Raw genomic sequence first — 22740 nt, 5'->3', positions numbered from 1 at the left:
GAGTCAGGCCTTCTGGCTGTGCAGGTTTTTCATCGCGCGGTTCCATTCCCCGGCGAGGATATCCGGCAGCACGCCGAGGGCAAAATCGATGCTGGCATCGAGCTTTTCCTGTTCGGCGCGTGGCGCACGACCCAGGACGAAATTTGAAACCATACTGGCAACGCCCGGGTGGCCAATGCCAAGCCGCAGGCGGTGAAAGGTATTCTGGTTGCCGAGCTGCGCGATGATGTCACGCAGGCCGTTGTGCCCGCCGTGTCCGCCGCCCTGTTTGAGCTTGGCGACGCCGGGAGGCAGGTCCAGTTCGTCGTGGGCCACCAGGATTTCTTCAGGCGTGATGCGGAAGAATCCAGCCAATGCCGAAACGGCCTGGCCGCTACGGTTCATGTAGGTGGTGGGGATCAACAGACGAACGTCCTGACCCTGGTGATTGAAGCGCCCGGTCAGGCCGAAATATTTGCGATCGGCCACCAGGTTGACACCTTGGGCGTGGGCGATGCGCTCAACAAAAAGGGCCCCCGCGTTATGCCGGGTCTGTTCGTATTCGGGGCCTGGATTTCCCAGGCCAACGATCAGTTTGATGGCAGTCACGACAGGGGCCCTTCCTAGGAGTTGTGGATAACATCGGCGCTACTCAGGTAGCGGCGAAAGTGGACGAAACGCGCTCATTTACATGATGCAAACTTCGCGATCCCGCCCGCTTTACTCGCTACTTGCCAGCTCGCGATGTTTCCATGACTCCAACGTTACGGAGTAAATATTACTCGGCAGCGTCAGCTTCCGGTGCAACACGTGGCGCGTGAACGTTGGCAACAGCCAGGTCGTTACCGTGAGCCAGTGCGACGAACTCAACGCCTTTCGGAGCTTTGAGGTCCGACAGGTGAATGATCGAACCGACTTCGGCGTCAGCCAGGTCGACTTCGATGAACTCAGGCAGATCTTTTGGCAGGCAGGTCACTTCGACTTCGGCCACAACGTGGGAAATCTCGCCGCCTTTCTTGATGGCTGCCGCTTCGTTGACGAAGTGCACAGGCACGTGAGCGGTCAGTTTCTGACCGGCCACAACGCGCACGAAGTCTGCGTGCAGCACGTGGCCTTTGGCCGGGTGACGTTGCAGGGCTTTGATGATCACGTTTTGCTTGGTGCCGCCAACGTTCAGCTCGATGATGTGGCTGTAAGCCGCTTCGTTTTCGAGCAGTTTGGCAACTTCTTTGGCCAGCATGCTGATGGATTCAGGGGCTTTTTCGCCACCGTAAACTACAGCTGGAACCAGGCTAGCGAGACGACGCAGGCGGCGGCTCGCACCTTTCCCCAGGTCGGAACGCACTTCAGCATTCAGGGTAAATTCGTTCATGTTGACTCTCCAAATTAACCACATCCACCCTAGCGTTTGCGACCAGCGCTAAAGGCGGTATGGGCAAAAAAGCCCCGCCCCAACAGGTGTTGGGGCGGGGCGCTTTTCGTCAGCGAGACATCCGAAAGGGCAGGGCCCTTAGCGGAACATCGCGCTGATCGATTCTTCGTTGCTGATGCGGCGAACCGCTTCGGCGACTACCGGTGCGATATCCAGTTGACGGATACGCGCACAGGCTTGTGCGGCAGCGGACAGCGGGATGGTGTTGGTCACCACCAGCTCGTCCAGCACGGAATTTTCAATATTCTCGATCGCGCGACCCGACAGCACAGGGTGTGTGCAGTAGGCAAAGACCTTGGCAGCGCCATGTTCCTTGAGGGCTTTCGCCGCGTGGCACAGGGTGCCGGCGGTATCGACCATGTCATCGACGAGAATACAGGTGCGGCCTTCGACGTCACCGATGATGTGCATCACTTCGGAGTGGTTGGCCTTCTCACGACGTTTGTCGATGATGCCCAGATCCACGCCCAGCGACTTGGCAACGGCCCGTGCACGCACGACGCCACCAATGTCCGGAGACACGATCATCAGATTTTCGAAGCGTTGGTCTTCGATGTCATCCACCAGAACGGGGGAGCCGTAGATGTTATCTACCGGAATATCGAAGAAACCCTGGATCTGGTCTGCGTGCAGGTCAACCGTGAGAACACGGTCGATGCCGACGACGGTGAGCATGTCAGCGACGACTTTCGCGCTGATAGCCACACGCGCGGAACGCGGACGGCGATCCTGACGGGCATAACCAAAGTAAGGGATCACCGCAGTGATTCGAGTGGCTGAGGAACGGCGGAAGGCATCTGCCATCACGACGAGTTCCATCAGGTTATCGTTGGTCGGAGCGCAAGTCGGCTGAATGATAAAGACGTCTTTACCGCGGACGTTTTCATTAATCTCAGCGGTAATTTCGCCGTCGGAAAACTTGCCGACAGAGATGTCACCGAGTGGGATATGCAGCTGACGTACGACACGTCGAGCCAGATCGGGGTTGGCGTTCCCCGTAAAGACCATCATCTTGGACACGCGCAGTACCTGAAGGCTGAGGGTAACCTGGATGAGTATAGGAAAATGGCAGGGGCGGCTGGATTCGAACCAACGCATGGCAGGATCAAAACCTGCTGCCTTACCGCTTGGCGACGCCCCTGTATCTGTTGCAACGAGTACCCAGTACTCGATTCCTAGAGCAGACTCTGCAGCTTGCGATGCAACATCGAAACATTGCTTCCCTTTGCCACAAACCCTGTTTGGGTCTCTGTAAGAAGGGCCGAGACTTTATCAGCTTCAGCTTTGTTTGGGAAGGCCCCAAACACACAACTTCCAGTTCCGGTTAACTTTGCTTCGGTAAATTTACCTAACAAATTCAAAGCGTTACGTACCTCTGGATAACGCCTTGCGACAACCGGCAAGCAGTCATTACGACTGTTTCCCTTGGGAACGGGGCGCACTTTAATGGGCGCAGAGTCACGTGTCAACAGCGGATCGGAAAAAATTTCTGCTGTACTTACAGAGACTTGCGGAACGAGCACGACATACCAGGGTTCTTCGGGGTCTACCGGGGTGAGTTTTTCCCCCACGCCCTCGGCGAAAGCCGCGTGTCCACGGACGAAAACCGGGACGTCGGCGCCCAGTGTCAGGCCCAGCGCGGCCAGGCGATCTTCGTCCCAACCCAGGTGCCAGAGGTGATTGAGGCCGAGCAGGGTGGTCGCGGCATTCGAGCTGCCGCCACCGATGCCGCCGCCCATGGGCAGGATTTTTTCGATCCAGATATCCATGCCCTGGGAGCAAGCCGATTGTTCCTGGAGTTTCTTCGCGGCGCGCACGATCAGGTTGCTGTCGTGGGGCACGCCCGGGAATTCAGTGTGCAACTGGATCACACCGTCGTCACGCACGGCAAAGCTCAGTTCGTCGCCGTAGTCGAGAAACTGAAACAAGGTCTGCAGCTCGTGATAGCCGTCTTCACGGCGACCGAGGATGTGCAGCATCAGGTTGAGCTTGGCCGGCGAGGGCAGCGTCAGGCGTGCGGCGCTCATCTCACTGCCCCAGCTGGCGCGGCTGCCAGTCCTTGATTACCAGGGTCACGTCGAGGTCGCGACCGTGCAGCTTGACGCGCTCGGGCAACCAGTAACCGTTCTGCTCGCTGTAGCTCAGGTACTCGACCTGCCAGCCATCCTGTTCCAGGGAAGCCAGGCGGCTGTCGCTGTCCAGGTTCAGGCGGCTCTTGCTGTCAGGCGCGGGGAGACCGCGGACCCACCAGACCAGATGGGACACTGGCAGCTCCCAGCCCAATTGCTCCTGGAGCAGGGCCTCGGGGCTGGTGGCGGCATAGCGGCCCTGGTTGGCAACCTCCAGGGTCACCTGGCCGGGACGCCCGGTCAGGCGCGCGGCGCCGCGACCCAGCGGGCCGGACAGGCGGATATCGTAGTAATCCTGGCGTTGCAGCCAGAACAGGGTGCCGCTGCCGGAATCCTTCGGTGCGCGGATACCGACCTTGCCATTGATCTGCCAGCCGTCGAGGCTGCTCAATTGCTGTTTGTGTTTGGCCCAGAGGGCCGGGTCACCGTGACCTTCGACCGATTCACGGGCACCGAAGCCCGCACAACCGGCGAGCAGGGCGATCAGGCTGAAAACAACGAGGTGGCGCAAAAACATAAGCTTAAAGAGTCTCGGAACCGGTCAGGCGCTTGATGGTGCTGCGCAGGAGGGGGCTGTCGGGCTGGTCCTTGAGGAACTTGCCCCAGATTTGCTTGGCTTCGCGCTGCTTGCCGTTGGCCCACAGGACTTCACCCAGGTGCGCGGCGACTTCCTGGTCGGGGAAACGCTCAAGGGCTTGGCGCAGCAGGCGTTCGGCTTCGTCGAGGTTGCCCAGGCGGAAATTCACCCAGCCGAGGCTGTCGAGCACGGCCGGATCTTCCGGGTTCAGCTGGTGGGCCTTCTCGATCAGCTCCTTGGCCTCGGCATAGCGGGTGGTGCGGTCCGACAGGGTGTAGCCGAGGGCGTTCAGCGCCATGGCATTGTCCGGTTCGCGCTTGAGGATGGCGCGCAGGTCTTTCTCCATCTGTGCCAGATCGTTACGCTTTTCCGCCTGCATGGCACGGGTGTAAAGCAGGTTGAGGTCGTCTGGATACTGCAACAGGGCCTTTTGCAGGACACTCCAGGCACGATCACCCTGATGGTTGGCGGAAAGAATCTCGGCCTCGATCAGGTAGAGCTGGATCGCGTAGTCCGGCTGCTCGTCGCGGGCCGTCTTGAGTTTGCTCGAGGCCTCGGCGCCGCGCCCGGTGGTGACCAGGATATCGGTCTGGCGCAGTTGCGCCGGCAGGTAATCGTTGCCCGGCCCGACTTGCCCGTATTCATCCAGGGCGGTCTGCAGGTCGTTGTGTTCTTCGGCGATGCGGCCCAGGTTCAGGTGCGCCGAGTCGACATGGCTGTCGCGGGTAATCAGTTCTTCCAGGTAACCCTTGGCTTCATCCCAGGCCTTGGCCTCGAGGCAGACGAGTGCCAGGGAGAAACGCAACTCATCGTCTTCCGGGTATTGCTGCACCAGGCTGGAGAACTGGGTCTTGGCGTCGGCCATGCGGTCCTGTTCCACCAGCATCCGCGCATAGGTCAGTCGCAGGCGCTTGTCGTCCGGGTAATGCTTGATGCTTTTTTCCAGGATCGGCAAGGCTTCCTTGCCGCGGTTCAGCACTTGCAGCAAGCGTGCGCGCAGCAGGATCGGGGCGATTTCGCCGTCTTCCGGCGGGTTTTTCTCCAGCAGTGTCAAGGCGCCCTGGGTATCGCCATCCTGTTGCAGCAACAGGGCCTTGCCGAAAATCAGCTGGCTGTTCTTCGGGTGCTTGAGCAGCAGGCGGTCGAAACTTTTCTTCAGGCCGTTGCGGGTGTCCTGGTCGGTGTCGGCGGCCGACAGGGCGAGAAAGTCGAAATGGGTATCGCCCTTGCCTTGCAGGACCTTCTCCATATAGACCATGGAGTCGTCATAACGCCCGCTGCGCGCCAGCTGGATGGCCGCCGCGCGTTGCGCCTCAAGGTCGTTCGGGGCGTTTTTCGACCAGATCAGCGAGGTATCGAGGGCGGCCTGGTCGGCGCCCAGGTACTCGGCAATGCGGAAGGCCCGCTCGGAAATCCCCGGATCCTGGGTGTTGATCGCCTGGGTCACGTAGTTATCCAGCGCGATATCGAAACGATTTCGCTGTCCGGCCAACTCCGCGCTCAACAGGCTGAACACCGTATCTTCGGTGAACGAGCTGTAGACCTTGGGCTTTTCCGGGGCCGGAGTGGTGTCTTCAGCCGGTGGCGTACGCCCCGGCAACACGGGTGCCAAGACCTGACAGCCGCTGAGGAAGACAAAAGCGAGGAGCAACGCGGAGGATCTATTCATATAGGAGAAGGACGACTTACCTGCGGGTCGGGTCATCATGACACAAGCGGTGGGCAGAACCATACCCGAGACGCTCACCAGACACTTATAGCAACGTTACATTAGGACAATAGTCGGCAATGGTTGTTCTGAATCAGTCGAAGGTGGACAATTGTCGGCTTCCCGACATCATCAGCGACCCTGAATGGCCTTCCTCGCACTCGGCATCAACCACAAGACGGCGTCCGTAGACGTGCGCGAGCGCGTGGCTTTTACCCCCGAGCAATTGGTGGAGGCCCTGCAGCAGCTGTGTCGCCTCACCGACAGCCGCGAAGCCGCGATCCTCTCCACCTGCAACCGCAGTGAACTGTATATCGAGCAGGAGCACATTACCGCGGACTCGGTCCTGCGCTGGCTGGCCGATTATCACCACCTGAGCCTCGAAGAACTGCGGGCCTGCGCCTATGTGCACGAAGACGATGCCGCCGTTCGTCATATGATGCGCGTGGCCTCGGGCCTGGATTCGCTGGTTCTGGGCGAGCCGCAGATTCTCGGCCAGATGAAGTCGGCCTATGCCGTGGCGCGGGAGGCGGGAACCGTTGGTCCGTTGCTCGGGCGCCTGTTCCAGGCCACGTTCAGCGCCGCCAAGCAGGTGCGCACCGACACCGCCATCGGCGAGAACCCGGTGTCGGTGGCCTTTGCCGCCGTCAGCCTGGCCAAACAGATTTTCAGCGATCTGCAGCGCAGCAGCGCGTTGTTGATCGGCGCCGGCGAAACCATCACCCTGGTCGCCCGCCACCTGCACGAGCAGGGCGTCAAGCGTATCGTGGTGGCCAACCGGACCCTGGAGCGGGCGAAGATCCTCGCTGAAGAGTTCGGTGCCCATGCGGTGCTGTTGGCCGATATTCCCCAGGAGCTGGTGCACAGCGACATCGTCATCAGTTCCACCGCCAGCCAGTTGCCGATCCTCGGCAAGGGCGCGGTGGAAAGTGCCTTGAAGCTGCGCAAGCACAAGCCGATCTTCATGGTGGACATCGCCGTTCCCCGGGATATCGAGCCGGAAGTCGGCGAGTTGGACGACGTTTACCTCTACAGCGTCGACGATCTCCACGAAGTGGTCGCCGAGAACCTGAAGAGCCGCCAGGGCGCCGCGCAAGCCGCCGAAGAACTGGTGAGCAGCGGTGTCGACGATTTCATGGCGCGCCTGCGCGAGCTGGCCGCGGTGGATGTATTGCGCGCCTACCGCCAGCAGAGCGAGCGCCTGCGCGACGAAGAATTGCTGAAGGCGCAGCGGCTGCTGGCCAATGGCGGCAGCGCCGAGGAGGTGCTGATGCAACTGGCTCGCGGCCTGACCAACAAGTTGATGCATGCGCCCAGCGTGCAACTGAAAAAGTTGTCCGCCGAAGGCCGCCTCGATGCGCTGGCCATGGCCCAGGAACTCTTTGCCCTCGGTGAGGGCTCATCGGATAGCTTTTCGGATAAGAAACCGCAATGAAAGCGTCACTGCTCAATAAGCTGGACATCCTCCAGGACCGTTTCGAGGAACTGACCGCCTTGCTTGGCGATGGCGAAGTCATTTCCGATCAGAATAAGTTCCGCGCCTATTCCAAGGAGTACGCCGAAGTCGAGCCGATTGTCACGGCCTACAAACTGGTGTTGAAGGTGCAGTCCGACCTCGAGGGCGCCCAGGCGCTGCTCAAGGACAGCGATCCGGACATGCGTGAAATGGCCGTCGAGGAAGTCCGCGAAGCCAAGGAGCAACTGCTCGAACTGGAGGGCAACCTGCAACGCATGTTGCTGCCCAAGGACCCGAATGACGGCCGCAACGTGTTTCTCGAAATCCGCGCCGGCACCGGCGGCGACGAGGCGGCGATCTTCTCCGGCGACCTGTTCCGCATGTACTCGCGGTATGCCGAGCGGCGCGGCTGGCGCCTGGAGATCCTTTCGGAAAACGTCGGCGAGCATGGCGGCTATAAAGAAGTCATTGCCCGGGTCGAAGGCGACAACGTCTACGGCAAGCTGAAATTCGAATCCGGTGCCCACCGCGTCCAGCGCGTGCCGGCCACCGAATCCCAGGGGCGCATCCACACTTCGGCCTGCACGGTCGCGGTACTGCCCGAGCCGGACGAACAGGAAGCCATCGAGATCAACCCGGCGGACCTGCGCATCGACACCTATCGCTCCTCCGGCGCCGGTGGTCAGCACGTCAACAAGACCGACTCGGCGATCCGCATCACCCACTTGCCTTCGGGCATCGTGGTCGAATGTCAGGAAGAGCGTTCCCAGCACAAGAACCGGGCGCGCGCCATGTCCTGGCTGTCGGCCAAGCTCAACGACCAGCAGACCAGCGCCGCGGCCAACGCCATCGCCAGCGAGCGCAAGCTGCTGGTAGGCTCGGGCGACCGCTCCGAACGTATCCGTACCTACAACTTCCCCCAGGGCCGGGTCACCGACCATCGTGTCAACCTGACCCTGTATTCCCTGGATGAAGTCCTGGCCGGGGGGGTGGAAGCCGTTATCGAGCCGCTGTTGGCCGAATACCAGGCCGATCAACTGGCCGCCTTGGGTGATTGAATGACCATTATTGCCAGCTTGCTGCGCGCCGCCGAACTGCCTGACTCGCCGAGCGCGCGCCTGGATGCCGAACTGCTGTTGGCGGCCGCCCTGGGCAAGTCCCGCAGTTACCTGCACACCTGGCCGGAAAAGATCGTCAGCAGCGAAGCCGCGCTGGCCTTTTCCGACTTCCTGCTACGCCGTCGTGGTGGCGAGCCGGTGGCTTATATTCTCGGCCAGCAGGGTTTCTGGAAACTGGACCTGGAAGTCGCGCCGCATACCCTGATTCCCCGTCCGGACACCGAGCTGCTGGTGGAAGCGGCCCTTGAGCGGCTGCCGGCGACCCCGGCACAGGTGCTCGACCTGGGCACCGGCAGCGGGGCGATTGCCCTGGCCCTGGCCAGCGAGCGTCCGGCCTGGCGAGTGACCGCGGTGGACCGCGTGCCGGAAGCCGTCGCCCTGGCCGAACGCAATCGCCAGCGCCTGGGCCTGGACAACGCCACGGTGTTGAGCAGCCATTGGTTCAGCGCCCTGGACGGTCAGCGTTTCCATCTGATCATCAGCAACCCGCCGTACATTGCCGCGAGCGACCCGCATCTGGCCCAGGGCGATGTGCGTTTCGAACCCGCCAGCGCCCTGGTGGCCGGTGCCGACGGCCTGGACGATCTGCGTTTGATCATCGCCCAGGCCCCGGCGTACCTGGAGGCCGATGGTTGGTTGATGCTCGAACACGGTTACGATCAGGCCGAAGCCGTTCGTGCGTTGCTCTCGGCGCAGGGTTTCAGCGACGTTCACAGCCGTACTGACCTGGGCGGCCATCAACGCATCAGTCTGGGGTGCCTATCGTGCTGAGCGACCAGGAGCTGTTGCGCTATAGCCGGCAGATCCTGTTGCAACAGGTCGATATCGACGGCCAGTTGCGTCTGAAAAACAGCCGGGTACTGATCGTCGGCCTGGGCGGCCTCGGCGCTCCAGTGGCGCTTTACCTGGCCGCCGCCGGCGTCGGTGAACTGCACCTGGCGGACTTCGACACGGTCGAGCTGACCAACCTGCAGCGTCAGATCATCCACGACACCACCAGCATCGGTTCGAGCAAGGTCGACTCGGCGCTGCGGCGGCTGGCGGCGATCAATCCTGAAGTGACCCTGGTCGCCCATCGCCAGGCCCTCGACGCCGATTCCCTCGGTGTCGCAGTGGCGGCGGTGGACCTGGTGCTCGATTGCTGCGACAACTTCGCCACCCGCGAAGCGGTGAACGCGGCCTGTGTCGCCGCCGGCAAGCCGCTGGTGAGCGGTGCGGCGATTCGCCTCGAAGGGCAACTTTCGGTGTTCGACCCACGTCGTCCGGAAAGCCCTTGTTATCACTGCTTGTACGGGCACGGCAGCGAAGCTGAGCTGACCTGCAGCGAGGCCGGCGTCATCGGTCCGCTGGTGGGCCTGGTTGGTAGCCTGCAAGCGCTGGAAGCCTTGAAGCTGCTGGCCGGTTTCGGCGCGCCGCTGGTCGGCCGCCTGCTGCTGATCGATGCCCTGGGCACGAAATTCCGTGAGCTGCGGGTCAAGCGCGATCCGCAGTGCAGCGTCTGTGGTGGCGGCGATGCGTGACGCACCGATCGCGGTCATCGACTCTGGCGTCGGCGGTTTGTCGGTGCTCAAGGAAATCCAGGCGCTGTTGCCCAATGAGTCGCTGTTCTATGTCGCCGACTGCGGGCATATCCCCTACGGTGAAAAAAGCCCGGAGTACATTCGCCAGCGCTGCTCGGTGATCGCTGACTTCTGTCGTGAGCAAGGCGCCAAGGCACTGGTGATTGCCTGCAATACCGCGACGGTGGCCGCGGCTGCCGATTTGCGCCTGCGTTACCCGGATTGGCCGTTGGTGGGCATGGAGCCGGCGGTCAAACCCGCGGCGGCGGCCACCCGCAGTGGCGTGGTCGGCGTGCTGGCCACCACCGGGACTTTGCAAAGCGCCAAGTTCGCTGCCTTGCTCGATCGTTTTGCCAACGATGTACGGGTGATCACCCAGCCTTGCCCGGGCCTGGTGGAAATGATCGAAGACGGGGATTTGCACAGCGAGGCCTTGCGCCAGTTGCTACGCTACTATGTCGACCCTTTGCTGGCGGCGGGCTGCGACACCATTATCCTCGGCTGCACCCACTATCCCTTCCTCAAGCCGCTGCTGCTGGAGATGATTCCGCCGTCCATCAGCCTGATCGACACCGGCGCCGCCGTGGCCCGGCAACTTCAGCGTCTGCTGGAAGCGCGCGACCTGCTATCACCGGGACCTGTGCGCGAAGCGCAATTCTGGACCAGCGCCGACCCGGATCATTTCAGGAAAATTCTGCCAATGCTCTGGCAGAAGTCCGGCGTTGTGCAAAGCTTTACAGGGTAAACGTCGGCGTAGAGCGGCGAATCCCCGTGAGCTTATGCCTCACGTCAGGTTTCTGTTGCGGGGGGCTGTTGAGCCGTACCTGAAGTGCATTGGACATAGGAAGTTTCTTATGAAACGACTGTTCTGCTTGGCTGCGATTGCGGCCGCTACCTTGGGGTATGGCGCCATGGCGCCAGCCGCCGGCGTCGAGTTCTCGATTGGCCAGACCAGCGATTCGACCCGCAGCTATCGCCTGGGCCTGCAATCGGACTGGGAGAAAAGCTGGCTGCAAAGCGATGTGGGGCGCCTGACCGGTTACTGGAACGGTGCCTACACCTACTGGGAAGGTGACAAGAGTTCGGGCAATCACAGCCTGTCGTTCTCACCGGTGTTCGTCTACGAGTTTTCCGGGGCATCGATCAAGCCGTATATCGAGGCGGGGATCGGCGTCGCCCTGTTTGCCCACACCGAAGTGGAAGGCAACAAGCTGGGCTCAGCCTTCCTCTTCGAGGACCGCGTGGGCTTCGGCCTGCGCTTCGCCGGCGGGCATGAAGTCGGGATCCGTGCGACCCACTACTCCAACGCGGGTCTGCGCACGCCTAACGAAGGCATCGAAAGCTACGCGCTGCACTATACGATGCCGTTGTAACGGAGCATTTGCCGCGGTCAGCCACCTTCGCTTTGGCGTTTGAGGCTGGCCAGGGCGGCAAACACGTCCTCGTTATCGATGGCGCTGCGGTCGATCTGGAGCAGGCTCCAGTCGCCGTTGTCGCCGAGCTTTTCCAGCGCCTCGTCCGTTCCCGTGTAGCCCCAGAGCGCGCTGTGGTTACTGGCGCGGTTGCGGCGCGGGAAGTGTTCCTGCAGTGCCTGGCGGGTGCTATCCCCAGCCGCCAGCTGTTGCACACCGGCCTTGAGTTCACTGATGCCACTGAACTCGGCCAAGGCCGGCTGTGGCTCCGGCACATACAACAGCAGCAGTCCCTGATGGGGGTCGCCGAGTATCAGCACGTCGTCGGAGGGGTAGCCGTTGATGTTCAACCGATGCACCGGCACCTGGCGGGCCCCCTGGGTCGAGCGGTCGCGTTCGTGGTTGGGCAGCAATTGCACCATCATCGAGTATGCGGTCTCGGAGTAACCGTTGTGCAGATGTGCGCGCCGGACCTGCAGGCGGTATTGCGCGCGCAAAAAATCGCCATAGAGCTTCTCGTTGTCGGGCAGGCCATCGGCGGGGTGGGCACTCCAGAAGCCTGCCGAGCGCCCGCCGAATTTCCGGTACTGGGTGTTCAGATGGGCCGTTATCGTCGCCAGTGTGGCCGCGGCTTCCTGGACCTTCTCGCGCTGCGCGCTGGGGGCGATGATCAGCGTTTCGGGCGGCACCGGGATCTGGTACAGCGCCTCGCCGTGATCTTCCCCGTCCACGGGAATGGCCATGAAGGTGCCGTCGGTGGGGCGATAGTAAATGCCGCGGCCCGGATAGCCGGATACCCACAGGTCTTCGAGATGCACCGGCGATCCCAGTCGTTGCTGGCCCTGCAGCGTTTGCAGGCGCTGCACCAGCGTGCCGACATTCTCGTAGTCCCGCGCGCTCAGTGTCGCCAGTGTCTGTCGGCCGCCAGCGAGGTCCAACCGGTAGGCCTCGTCGGCCTTGTTGACGACATACACCGTGTTTTGGTCCTGGACTTGCAGCACAACGTCGCCCACCGTCAGGTGCTCGGCCTCGAACCCGATATCGTCCGGGCGACTCAGGTTGTCGGTGTGCAGCACCCAGGTGGAGGGCGGGGATGTGGTGCAACTGGACAGATGAACCCGTGGGCCGTCGCTCAGATACAGGTCATATTGGCTGCCCTGGCCTTCGATGTCATAGCTCAGATACCCGGCGCCCTCGCCGGGATCGTCCATGACCAGCGCCGGCGCCTTCTGCCCCAGGCTGATCCGGATGCGCGTGAGGTGGTAGTGCGGCTGCAGTTTTTCCACGATCTTCTCGAACAGCGTCACCCATTCGGCTTCGATGAACTTGCCCCGGGTCTTTTGTTCCAGCGCCTTGAACAGCTGCAATTCAGCGTCATTGCGCTGGGTGGCGCCGACCAGCCAGCCATATTGTGGCCGGTAGGTATGCTCGGGCGTGGCCGGCAGATGGAGGGTGCGGATGCTGTTTGAAACGGGCAGCGGCAGCTGCGTGGGCAGCTCCAGGAGCCGACCGACATCGATCGCCTCACGCTCGTCGAGGATCACTCGCGGATCGCCTGAACGGGAATTGTCGACGCTGTAGATCTTCGGGCTGCCCAGATAGACCTGACCGTTACGCTGATCCAGATGGCGCACCACTACCGGGCCGCTTGTGCGCAGCCCATGGGTTTCAGGATTCTCGACGTAACCGCTGCGGTAGGCCTCGATCTCCTGGGCGAATTGCTCCCCTGTGGCGAGGACCTGATGGGCCTTGGCAAAGAACCCCGAGACCAGGCTGCTGGCGCCCAGGCCCAGGCCGGCCAGCGGTATCGACAGCGGCCCGAGGACCTCGGCGCCCTCGGCAAAGCCGGCCAGGACCGTGCCCAGCGCCACGCTATCGAGCCCCACGTTGCTGCCGTAGAGGGCCTTGTCCTCGGCGCTCTCGGCATGGGCGAGCAGATAGCTGTCGACCCCCAGGCTGGCCAGGACCAGCAAAGTATTGCCGGCGGCCAGCAGTCCACGCAGGGTGAGCGTCTTGCCGCCCAGGCGGATACCGCGACCGGCCTTGTCCAGCAGGCTGAGGGTTTCGCTGCCCAGGTGGCCGGCATCCTTCAGACCGAGGTAAATCGCCTTGACCAGTAGGCTCGCATCGGTCGCGACCCCCACGACCACCAGAGCCAATTGGGTATAGAACTGCACCTGGACGGCACTGGCCAGTTGCGCCGACAGGGAAAAGCGCTTGCCGCTATTGAGCAGCAACAAGGCGAAGCCGCTATTCAGGCTGTGCAGCCCATCGAGTTGCGCCAGGCTGTGGATCACTTCGTGGTGAGTCACGCCCGGGCGCGGTTGCAACTGACCGTTGTGGAGCTCGAAGTGCTGCTGGAGCGTGCTTAGGGTATTGCGGATGCGTGTCGAGAGTTGGGCCAGTGGGCTGGCTTTCTCCAGCGTCAGGCGCCGGCGTGGCGCGCCGATGAGCTCCAGCGTGTAGCCTCCGCCGATGGGCTCCAGGGTGCGCAGGTCGGGAACCCGCTCGGACAGTGGTGCACTGGCCGCGAGTTGTTGCCACTCCTGTTGCGCCGCCTGGCCAAGGTCGGCGAATGCGTCGCGTTGTCTCCGCGATTGCTCGGCGATGGCGGGATAGGGGTGGCGTACATCGCCGCCCAGGCCGGGGACGTCGATGAGTATCCACGAGCCGTCGCTGCGCCGCGCCACTTCATAGGTCGGGCTCATGAGGCCATGGATGGGATGGACGATCTGGAACTTGCCGGCGATGCGGCGGACCTCGTAGTAGCGGCCGGCCTGGAGGATGTACGTCCTGCCATCGGTCGCATAATACAGGCCTTGCTCATCCGGCCCTGGCAATGCCTGTTCCGACCAGTTGACCGCATAGCCCCTCAGGCCGGCCGGCTGCGACTGCGCCACGCTGGTCGAGGGCCCGGCGCCTGCGGTCGTGATCGGCAGCTCTGCGCTCAGCGCCCTTTCCAGCTGGCGCAGGCTGCTGAGCGTGCGCGGATTGGCCAGCACCTGACGAATCCTGGCCTCGTCATGGGTCGCACTGCTCAGTTGCCTCCACATATTGGCGGCCACTCGGCCCGAGCGTTGCCTGAGCAGGCTGAACAGCCGGGGCGTATCGAGCAGCAGCCTGAGTCGGGCATTCGCCAGCGGCGCCGAGTGGAACCGGTCCGGGCTCCATAAGGCGAAGCCGGGGTCGAAGGGGGAAAGCATCGATCTGATGTCGTGGAGCTCCATATGATCGGCCAGTTCCCGCAGTGGTTGTCGATAGTCGAGGAGTCGGCCGAGCACATCGTCAGTCAGTGACTTCAGCCAGTCGGCGTTGCCCAGCAGGTTGATCGGCGCGATGCCGGCATCCGCGCAGCGGGCGATCAAGCGCAGCCTGTTCGTCGAGGTTTGCGGGTCTCGCAGCAAGTGGGCGATTTGATTGATATTGAGTCCCGCACCCAGGGGAGGGGTCAAGGCGGGTGAACTGAAAATGATATCCAGCCGTTCAAGCAGCGCCGGGAAACGGCCGAGCACGGCCCTCAGCAAGTCACGCCGGGCGGTAATCGAATTCCCCGGATACAGGGTTGCATACTGGCGTAGCTGTGTGGCTGTGGCCCCGTACTCCAGCGTGAGATGGCGGATGTTGTGATCAAAAATGTAGCTGTGTTCAACCAGGAATTCGATGTCTGGCGCAGGTGAGGGGCGGACCAGCAGGGTTTCGAACAATGCTTTCCTGTCGGGTGCGTCGCTCGACAGGAACAAGCTTGGACGCGGGTGGGCGTCAATGTGAGCATCGATGATCCGGCGTATTTCGGCAGGCAGCGCGCGCAGTTGATAGTCCTCGCGGACGGCATTGAATGCGGCATCGACCGCGTCCCTGAGGCTCGCCGAATGGGACGGCAAGGTCGCCTCCAGGTAACGGATGGCCGGCAGGAAGAGACCGTGGGGATTGGGCTCGCCCTTGAGGATTGCGAGCAGCTCTCGATAGACCTCATCGCCCAGCCAGACGCCCAGTTCCATGCAGCGTTCAAGTGCGCGGGTATAAAGAGGCAGATACGCCGAGCTCACCAGGCGCGCGATCCGCGGATTGTGTTCGATCTGATCGGCGGCGGCATTGCGCAGTCTTTCTATGTTGAACGCGCCGCTCTCATGGCCGCGGTTCAGCGACAGGGCCACGGCATGGAAGAAGCTGTCATCTCCGGCGGGAACGTCCAACCGTCCGCCATTGAGCCTGACGCTGTAATGATCAGGAGCGGACCGGTACAGCACGACATCGTGACGGGTGGTAAAAATATCCGGATTCACCCGGTATCCATAGCTGTCTTCATTGAGTCCGTAACGGACCGACCAGCCAGGTCCCAGTTGGCTGTTGTCAATAATCACCAGGCTGCAGCCCGCTGGCCAGTCAGGCAGGCTGGTCATGATCGGCGGCACGATGTTCATCACCTGGGGGTTCCACGACCCCAGGCGAACCAGGCCGGCGATTGCCGACCGCCGTCGCGACGAGGAGGGCTGTGTCGGCGCGCCACCCAGTAATCGCAGGCGCCCGGCTATTGCCGGTGCCTCGGGTTGCGTGGCGTCGATGCTGATCTTGCGCCAAATGGAGTGACTGTTCGGCTGCGGTACTGTGTCGATTTGCCCGCTTGCCTGTATTTCGTAGAGGTGCTGCTGCACGTTGCCTGGCATGGGCAGCAGTTGGAAGTGAGCAGCGTTTTCGGGTGTCGGCAACGGTACTGCGGGGTTCTCCGATGTTGCCAGTCGCGCGCTAAAGTAGTCGGTCCACGCGGGTTCCGGGAAGCGTTGGCCCAGGTCGTGGAGCTGGTTCAGTGCTACCCAGTCGTGGCTGTCAGGTGCGTCCGGGGTATACAGCAGTACGCCAGGATCGCTCGGATCCGCGCTGCTGATCGCGAGTACGCCACCACTGATGATAGGGGTCGCGCTCTGCGGCGCTTGGGTGGGCGCCCGCCAGCCCAGGGCATTGGCGATAATGGCGTAGGCGCCGAGGGTGGGGCGGGTGTCGGGGTCCGGATAGTCGAGCACCACCTCGATCCATTGTCGCTGGCGGGCGTCGATGCGACCGTGGAACGTGGCTTCCAGGGCCGCCAGTTGCATGGCGGCGGCATTGGCGAATTGCCAGGTGTTACGTAGCGCCTGTTCCCGCTCCGCGCTCGCGACAGTGCTCGCCGCCTTCAGTGCCAAGTGGCTTGCCCGCACTTGCCAGGACGCCGCCTGATAGCATTTCCAGTCCTCGATGCTGCCCCCCTTGAAGCGCTGTTGCCAGGTGCGGTAGTGCAGCAGTTGCGCCCGCCGATTCAGGCGAGTGCCGATATCCAGGATGTCGCGCAGGTCCGCGGCGGCCTTGATGCGTTCCAGCAGGTCCGCCGGCGTGTCCGCCTCGTGCTCGGCAAAGGCCTCGCGCACCCGCTCTTGCTGGGCATTGCGCAATGCCTGTACCTGTCGCTCGAAGACGCTTTCGTGCTTGTCACCGTTCGCGCTGAAACGCTGGGCGATTTTTTCTCCGAGTCGCGCTTGCAGCGTTGTGTGCAAAAGCTTGAGCGAGTCAAAGGACTCGAGACCGTCCTCCAGGCTGTACAGCACGACCCGGCCCAGCTCACTGTGGATCTCGACCGCGGTCTTGCCCTTGAAATGTCTTGGGTCGGGGTCGCTACCCGGCAAAGCGGCACCGTCGCTGCCGGTGATCACGAATGCCCCGGGCCACGGTGGATTGTCCGAGGTGTTTGCGTCCTGGCGGAGAATATCGTACACCCCGGGCCGCCGGACCTTGGGCAGTACCGGCAATGACTCCTCGCGTTGTGCCCGGGTGGAATGGTTGAGCACCTGGTCAATCAGTTGTCGGTCGTCAGCGCAGAGCGTCCCATCGGCGCTGCGCAGCTGCGCCTCGCTGTCGAGTTGGGTTTTCAGGATCTGCGCGAGCCATTGCCCGGCGGGCTGACCGGCGGTGACGCCATTGGACTGGCTCCAGAACTGTTGCAATTGTGCCAGGTAACTCGGCTGTTGCTGGCGTATCTGCTCAAGCGTGGCTGTCGCCTGCGTTTCACCCGTGGTGAGAAGCGGCTCGGGCAGTTCGTTGAACAGGGCCGCCACTTGCGCATTGGCGGTATTGAGCGAGAGCAACAGTCGCGTCTGGATGGGCGTGCTGTCGGTCGCGCAGGAGGGTGAAATACAGGGCGGAGGGGAGGAAACGGGAGAGGGGGTGTTCATGGGTCAGTGGTCTCGGGGTCCGGGGGGGCAACTGTCGAGCTGCCCGCTGCTTGTGACGCGTTGGTCGCAAGTGTGGATTGAGCCGGTTCACTGGATATATGGGATGCGTCCCTGACTCGGAGCTGAAATCGCCCCGATTCGGCCCCGCGTTTGGAGCTATAGCCGGATACCGCATGGACTGGGTGTGTCAGGCGCCTACTTCCCTTGTACCTGTGCGGTGCCAGGCATGGCCGCTTGAATCCAAGCCTGTCGGATCTGTTTGAAGGGAATAGTCGGTATGAATGATGCTGTCACACTGCCGGGCGTGTCGCTTGAGCACGAAATCGAGGCGGCCAAGGCGCTTTTCGCCCATCCGCCGACTTTGCGGGAAGTGGCCTTGTCGGCCATCCAGGGGTATTTTTTCAGCCGCTGGGACCCGCGGCGCAATGCCTCGCATCTGTATGTCGGCAAACTGCAATGGTTGGAGCGCGATGGAAAAAGGTTCTCGGGTGGCTATCAATACCGTGCGGTCATTGACCTGGTGCTCGAGCATTTTACGACCGGGGTCGCGCCGGTCTTTACCGCCGAGCATGTGCTGGAGATCAGGCTCGAGGGTTTGCCCGGCGACCGGTTCGTGGTTGAGGCCGCGGCAATCCAGGCGACGCTCGGGTCGTGGGGAGATATCCTGCTGCAACTCTATCAACAGGCATTGGTCGACTACTGGAACGCGGAGGATGAGCAAGGCTACAGCCGCTTTTATCGTCTTGGCAGGATACTGGGGCGGATGTTGTCCGCCGGTCGTGAACAGCATCGTGCCTTTCTGTCGATCGATCTGGAACGGCCCGAGCAGCAACTGGCCCTCTATGGCATACAGGCGGTGAGCAAGGACCTCTGGGGGGGCGCCTATCCTGAAGCCTTGCCCGTGCTGGTGGCCCGCCGCAAGGAGCGGGGTATCGAGCAGAGCCCGCTGGTGCTCAGCCTGGCCAAAGGCCTCTTCAGGGCCGGTACCACGAATCTCGGACAACTGGTGCCCTTGTTCATGAGTGCCCGGGCCAACGGTCGGAATATCGAGTACCGCGAGCATCTGCTCTGGCAGCAGGGCGACCCGGATATGCAGTTGGAGCAGGCCCTCGCCAGCCTTGCCGAAAGCCTGCTGGAAAACCAGCTTCAGGAGATTTCCCTGATCGGGCTCGATACCGAGTGGACACTCGAGGACTACCAGCGCCGGCTCGATGCGATTACCCGTCCCGATGACTGGTTTTTTACGCCGGTGCGGGCAGAGCCCCATAAGGTGGTCGAGTTGCCCGAAGCGCTGGCGGCGCTCAGGGATGGTTTGCCGCATTGGTTGCTGGGTGCATCGAGCGAAGACATCAGCGCCTACCGCTCCCTGCTGGAAAAACTCGCCGATGTGCAACAAACCTCGGGTGGCAAGGCATTTCTCGATGATGTGGGGGATCTGCCGACGTTCGCGGTCAAGGCGCTGCGCAAGAAGATGGGCGAGGACCATCCACCCGCTGCCGATATCGCCAACCCTGATGATATTCGCCTGGAACTCGACAAGGTCGTCGCGGTGGCCGTCGCCGGGGGCGCGGGCGGGGCGCTGGGGACGGTGCAAAAGGTGCGGATGAGCCTGACGGATTTTGCCCTGGAGAATCTCGGCGGCTTTCGGCATGCGAAGATGAAGATCGGTATTCGCCACTGTGGCGTGGACAGGCCGGTTCCCGAATGGCTGACCCCGGACTATGTCAAGGGGCTGGTGACGGCCGTGGACATCGGCAAAACCTACCTGGATACACTGCGGGCCAAGCTTATCGACGACGCCGACGAGGCCCTGCGTCGGGAAAAACTCTTCACCGAGCAACTGCGGGTGCAATTGCCCATGGCGGCGCTGGAGCTGAAGATTCGCGGTGAAGCGAATTTCGACGAATCGGGATACCGCACTGTCGAGGCGGTATTGCAGGCCGAAGCGCAGAAGCGCCAGGTGAATGGCCAGGAGATCGTCCTGCGCCCCCTGGCTTTCAAGGCCGAATCCGATGCGACAGCGGATGTCGTGGCGTCGATGTTCATTATCGGTCCGAGGGACACTGGCCACGGTCCGTTCATTCTCTATCGTCCCCTGCTCGCCAAGGCCGGTCCGCAGGCGTCGGCTTTCCAGCAGTTCCAGTCGGCCCCGGACAAGAATTTTTGTCCTCACGACAATGACGCCCGTCCCACGCCTGCCGTCGAGCCGCTGCTGCAATACCCGACGCTACCGGCCCTGTTCGAGGCGCTCAAGCAACCCGGTGCATTGCAGGACAGCGTCCTGACCTGGTTGAGCGATCAGGCCCGGCGCACCTACGCCAATGGCGGCTTTGTCGAGCCCCATCTGCGGCGCTCGTTCGAGGACGATTTTGCCGCGCTGTTGCCGGTGGCGCCGGCCACGCTCGATGACGCGGAGGTCCCGGGCGACTATCCGCATCACCTGTTCGGCTCGCTGGCCAGGACCCTGATCGCCCTGGCGGACCGGCAATCGGTGTCCAATGCCGAATTGCGCTGGAATACCTTGAAGGAGGGCGGCTGGCAACTGTTCAACGTGGTGCTGATGTTTATCCGCGGCCCGGCGGCGGTGGCCGGCTGGATTTTCGCCGTGGTCGCCAGTGTCGATGCCGACTTTCGGCGGCTGCAGGAAAAGGACCCCGGGGCCAAGGCCAGTGCCTGGGCCGATATACTGGTCAATATTGCTTTTATTCTCGGGCATCACTTGACCCGCCGCCAGGCGCACACCGAGACACCGCAGCAGATCCCGGTGGATGAGGGCCGGCGCGCGCCGATCCGGGCGACAGTCAGCGAAGGGCCGGACCGGCCGCTGCCGATGAAACTGGACAACCCCGTGGCGCCAGGCATGGCCGCCTCGCGTCCGACGCTCAGTTCGTTCACCTTGAAGATTCACCCGTATCCCTGGCCCGAGCCGGAGACCCTGGGCGAGGTCATTGCATCCGGCGATCTGAAGGGGCTGATCCGATTGAAGGAATCAAACCGGCTGGCGGCCTACTTCGGAGGATGGCTGTTTGCTGTGAAGGCGGATACCGAAGGCAATGTGCAGGTGGTCTCTGCGGACGGTCTGCGTGATGGGTTCTATCTGAAAAGCGATGGTGCGGGAACCTGGACGCCGGACCTGAAGCTGCGTCTGCGCGGCGGATCGGGGCGTCAGGGAAACATCGGGAAAAGAAGAGCCGCCCTGCTTGAGCAAAAACGTCGGGAGCAGGAGCAGAGGGACTCGGTCCGTGAGCGCTTCATGGAGGGGTGGGAACTGCGCGTTACGGAGCAGCGGCAACATGCACGCGCGTTGTTTCCCGAGCGGGAGATGCTGGTGAGGATGGACGACAATCCCGACCGCTATACCGCCCAGCAGTGGTTCGCCCGCATGGATCGGATCGGCGACCTGGGAAAAGCCTTGATCGACGGTTACGAGCAACAGCTCAACGAGCTGCGGATGAACGAGACGTTATTCCTGCGGGGGTACAAGGGGAAACTCTTTGACACCTTGCATCAGTTCGTCATGTCGATGCAGATTGCCCTGGATGCGATAAGGATTATCGAGCATCGTTGCGTGCGGATCATTGGGCGTCTGCCCTATCAGGACGAATCGGGCCGGGTCTTGCTGGAAACGCAACGGCTGGAGCTACGGGAAAACCGCGCCGCGGACCTGTTTATCGACTGGTCGGAGCGAGAGAAACAGGCGTTCAGCGAACTGGGCAATCATCGCAACCAGAATTTGACGGATTATCAGGCCATTCGCGAGATCAGGGACAGGAAGAGCAATGTGCCTGGACTGAAAGCCGTCAGGGCGTGTCGGCTCGCGCTGTATTGCTTCAGGGAACTGGATCCGCAGCAGCTCGAGAGCGATATCTGGACGAAATTCGACGACCTGCGTAGTGCCTTGGCCTCCCAGTCCATTCTCGATGAGCGATCTACCTCGCCCCTGTCCGCCGAGGCGGACATGGCGGTGCTCAACACCTGTGTGAGTCAATATAACGAAGCGTTGGCCATGGTCGAGTACAAGACCGGGTTCTTGCCGCCAGGTCACCGTCTGGTCTGGGGCGATCTGTTTGTCCAGCGTCTGGTGGAGTTGCAGCAAGAGGCCGAGCGCAGCCTGGTCGAGCGCATTGAGGCGCAGGCCCCCCTGCAAGACGAGCCTGAGCTACCCTCGGAGCCCGCCGGCAAGACCCGGAAAATTATCCGTACCCGTCGTAAGAAAAACTATATCGGTTATGTTCGAGACACGCCTCAGGATGGCCATGAGGTGGTCGAGTTGATGGATCCCCAGACCGGTCAACCGATCGACTCCTTTGTTGAAGAAGAAGATGGCTACTGGCAGCCGTTGCCCAAGCCGGCTGCCGCCTCCTTGCCCAGACCCCAGCCGCAGCCGGGCCTCAGGCGCCTGGTGCTGATGGCCGAGAGCCAGATCCGTCAGGCCGGCCGGGAGATCGAGATCGCCCGGCAGCAGGTCCCGGTCACCAAAGACCCGATCTATCTGCAGGATGTGCTCGAAGTACGGGCGCGGGCGCTGGAGGCGCTGGCCGGGCAAATCGACCGTGCGCTGGCCGAGGCGAACAGTTCGGTGGCGCAAAGCGAAGTCTCCGCCGGCCAGGTTCATGCCTCGGAACTGCGTCTCCAGGCCGGGACGCTCAGGCATGAGGGATTGCTGGCGCGAATCGCCGTGACCAAGTCGAGTGCGCCGGACACCGAACGCTTGCTGTTTCTCAAGGAGCACAACGAGGTCGAGATTTTTCGCAACGGGCCGCGCACCAAACTCGGCAAAAGCGATTTTCTCCAGGAATATGTGGTGCGTGACAAGGCGACCGGCAAGAACATCTGGGTAGCGCATTTCCACTATCCGGATAAAGTCACTCCGGAGGAGTTGTTCGTGATACGCGGCGCCTTGGACAAGGACGGCAAGCCACAATCCCATGGCGCCCATCTGAAACGCTGGGACGAGCGTTTCCTCGGGGTCAAGGCGCAGGCCCGGGCCGAGCAGGAGCGCTTTGAACGCATCCGCCAGGGGCAACCGGGGCGAGCGTTGGAGGTGTTCCGGATCTGGCGCAGCGAGATCAGCCTGGTCATGGCGCGCCAGCTGTTTTTCAATGCCCCGGAACGGGAAGTGGTGGTGCGTGAGCAACTGCGCCAGCTTTAGGTCTACCGGGGGCGGCCC

The 22740-nt window shown here is 62.3% G+C and carries 14 protein-coding genes and 1 tRNA gene; 7 read left to right on the top strand and 8 right to left on the bottom strand.

Annotated elements, in window-relative coordinates; translation table 11 throughout:
* Positions 1-3 precede the first annotated feature (3 nt).
* From pth to AC07T0_RS10815, 7 genes are all read right to left on the bottom strand, one after another.
* Positions 4-588 carry an aminoacyl-tRNA hydrolase gene (gene pth / locus AC07T0_RS10845; protein ID WP_495001170.1) on the bottom strand — a complete coding sequence of 195 codons (585 nt, stop codon included), beginning with the start codon at positions 586-588 and terminating at the stop codon, positions 4-6.
* 169 nt (positions 589-757) lie between these two features.
* Entirely contained in the window at positions 758-1351 is a 594-nt protein-coding gene (locus AC07T0_RS10840) for a 50S ribosomal protein L25/general stress protein Ctc (RefSeq protein WP_495001169.1), read from the bottom strand.
* Between the two features lie 138 nt (positions 1352-1489).
* Complete coding sequence (locus AC07T0_RS10835) at positions 1490-2431, bottom strand: ribose-phosphate pyrophosphokinase (protein WP_003171603.1); 942 nt, start codon at positions 2429-2431, stop codon at positions 1490-1492.
* 46 nt (positions 2432-2477) lie between these two features.
* Positions 2478-2552: transfer RNA gene (locus AC07T0_RS10830), tRNA-Gln, on the bottom strand.
* A gap of 34 nt (positions 2553-2586) precedes the next feature.
* Positions 2587-3438 carry a 4-(cytidine 5'-diphospho)-2-C-methyl-D-erythritol kinase gene (ispE, locus tag AC07T0_RS10825; protein ID WP_495001168.1) on the bottom strand — a complete coding sequence of 284 codons (852 nt, stop codon included), beginning with the start codon at positions 3436-3438 and terminating at the stop codon, positions 2587-2589.
* 1 nt (position 3439) lies between these two features.
* Complete coding sequence (gene lolB / locus AC07T0_RS10820; protein WP_495001167.1) at positions 3440-4057, bottom strand: lipoprotein insertase outer membrane protein LolB; 618 nt, start codon at positions 4055-4057, stop codon at positions 3440-3442.
* Between the two features lie 4 nt (positions 4058-4061).
* Positions 4062-5786 carry a tetratricopeptide repeat protein gene (locus AC07T0_RS10815; protein ID WP_495001166.1) on the bottom strand — a complete coding sequence of 575 codons (1725 nt, stop codon included), beginning with the start codon at positions 5784-5786 and terminating at the stop codon, positions 4062-4064.
* A 184-nt stretch (positions 5787-5970) separates the two neighbouring features.
* Here AC07T0_RS10815 and hemA point away from each other — a divergent pair, with 184 nt between their 5' ends.
* The 6 genes from hemA (at position 5971) to AC07T0_RS10785 (ending at position 11331) form a co-directional block, all read left to right on the top strand.
* The gene (gene hemA / locus AC07T0_RS10810) at positions 5971-7260 is read left to right on the top strand and encodes a glutamyl-tRNA reductase (RefSeq protein WP_495001165.1); all 1290 of its coding nucleotides are present in this window, start codon (positions 5971-5973) and stop codon (positions 7258-7260) included.
* A complete protein-coding gene (gene prfA, locus AC07T0_RS10805) occupies positions 7257-8339 on the top strand; it encodes a peptide chain release factor 1 (RefSeq protein ID WP_495001164.1) in 1083 nt (360 codons plus the stop codon). Before hemA ends, prfA begins: the two co-directional genes overlap by 4 nt.
* Complete coding sequence (prmC, locus tag AC07T0_RS10800; RefSeq protein WP_495001163.1) at positions 8340-9170, top strand: peptide chain release factor N(5)-glutamine methyltransferase; 831 nt, start codon at positions 8340-8342, stop codon at positions 9168-9170.
* Entirely contained in the window at positions 9164-9919 is a 756-nt protein-coding gene (locus AC07T0_RS10795) for a molybdopterin-synthase adenylyltransferase MoeB (protein WP_495001162.1), read from the top strand. Before prmC ends, AC07T0_RS10795 begins: the two co-directional genes overlap by 7 nt.
* Entirely contained in the window at positions 9912-10703 is a 792-nt protein-coding gene (gene murI, locus AC07T0_RS10790; protein WP_495001161.1) for a glutamate racemase, read from the top strand. Before AC07T0_RS10795 ends, murI begins: the two co-directional genes overlap by 8 nt.
* 109 nt (positions 10704-10812) lie before the next feature.
* Positions 10813-11331: an acyloxyacyl hydrolase gene (locus tag AC07T0_RS10785; protein ID WP_495001160.1), complete on the top strand. Its 519-nt coding sequence runs from the start codon at positions 10813-10815 to the stop codon at positions 11329-11331.
* 17 nt (positions 11332-11348) lie between these two features.
* Here AC07T0_RS10785 and AC07T0_RS10780 read toward each other — a convergent pair whose 3' ends face one another.
* A complete protein-coding gene (locus AC07T0_RS10780) occupies positions 11349-17570 on the bottom strand; it encodes a TcdA/TcdB pore-forming domain-containing protein (RefSeq protein WP_495001159.1) in 6222 nt (2073 codons plus the stop codon).
* A 277-nt stretch (positions 17571-17847) separates the two neighbouring features.
* On the opposite strand from AC07T0_RS10780, the gene AC07T0_RS10775 reads away from it, so the two are divergent.
* On the top strand, positions 17848-22722 hold the full coding sequence (locus AC07T0_RS10775; protein ID WP_495001158.1) for a dermonecrotic toxin domain-containing protein: 4875 nt from the start codon (positions 17848-17850) through the stop codon (positions 22720-22722).
* The last annotated feature ends 18 nt before the right edge of the window (positions 22723-22740 follow it).

The organism is Pseudomonas sp. GW821-FHT04D07, from assembly GCF_059420225.1.
The sequence above is the reverse complement of the archived record's forward strand: the minus strand, read 5'-3'. Positions and strand labels throughout refer to the sequence as shown.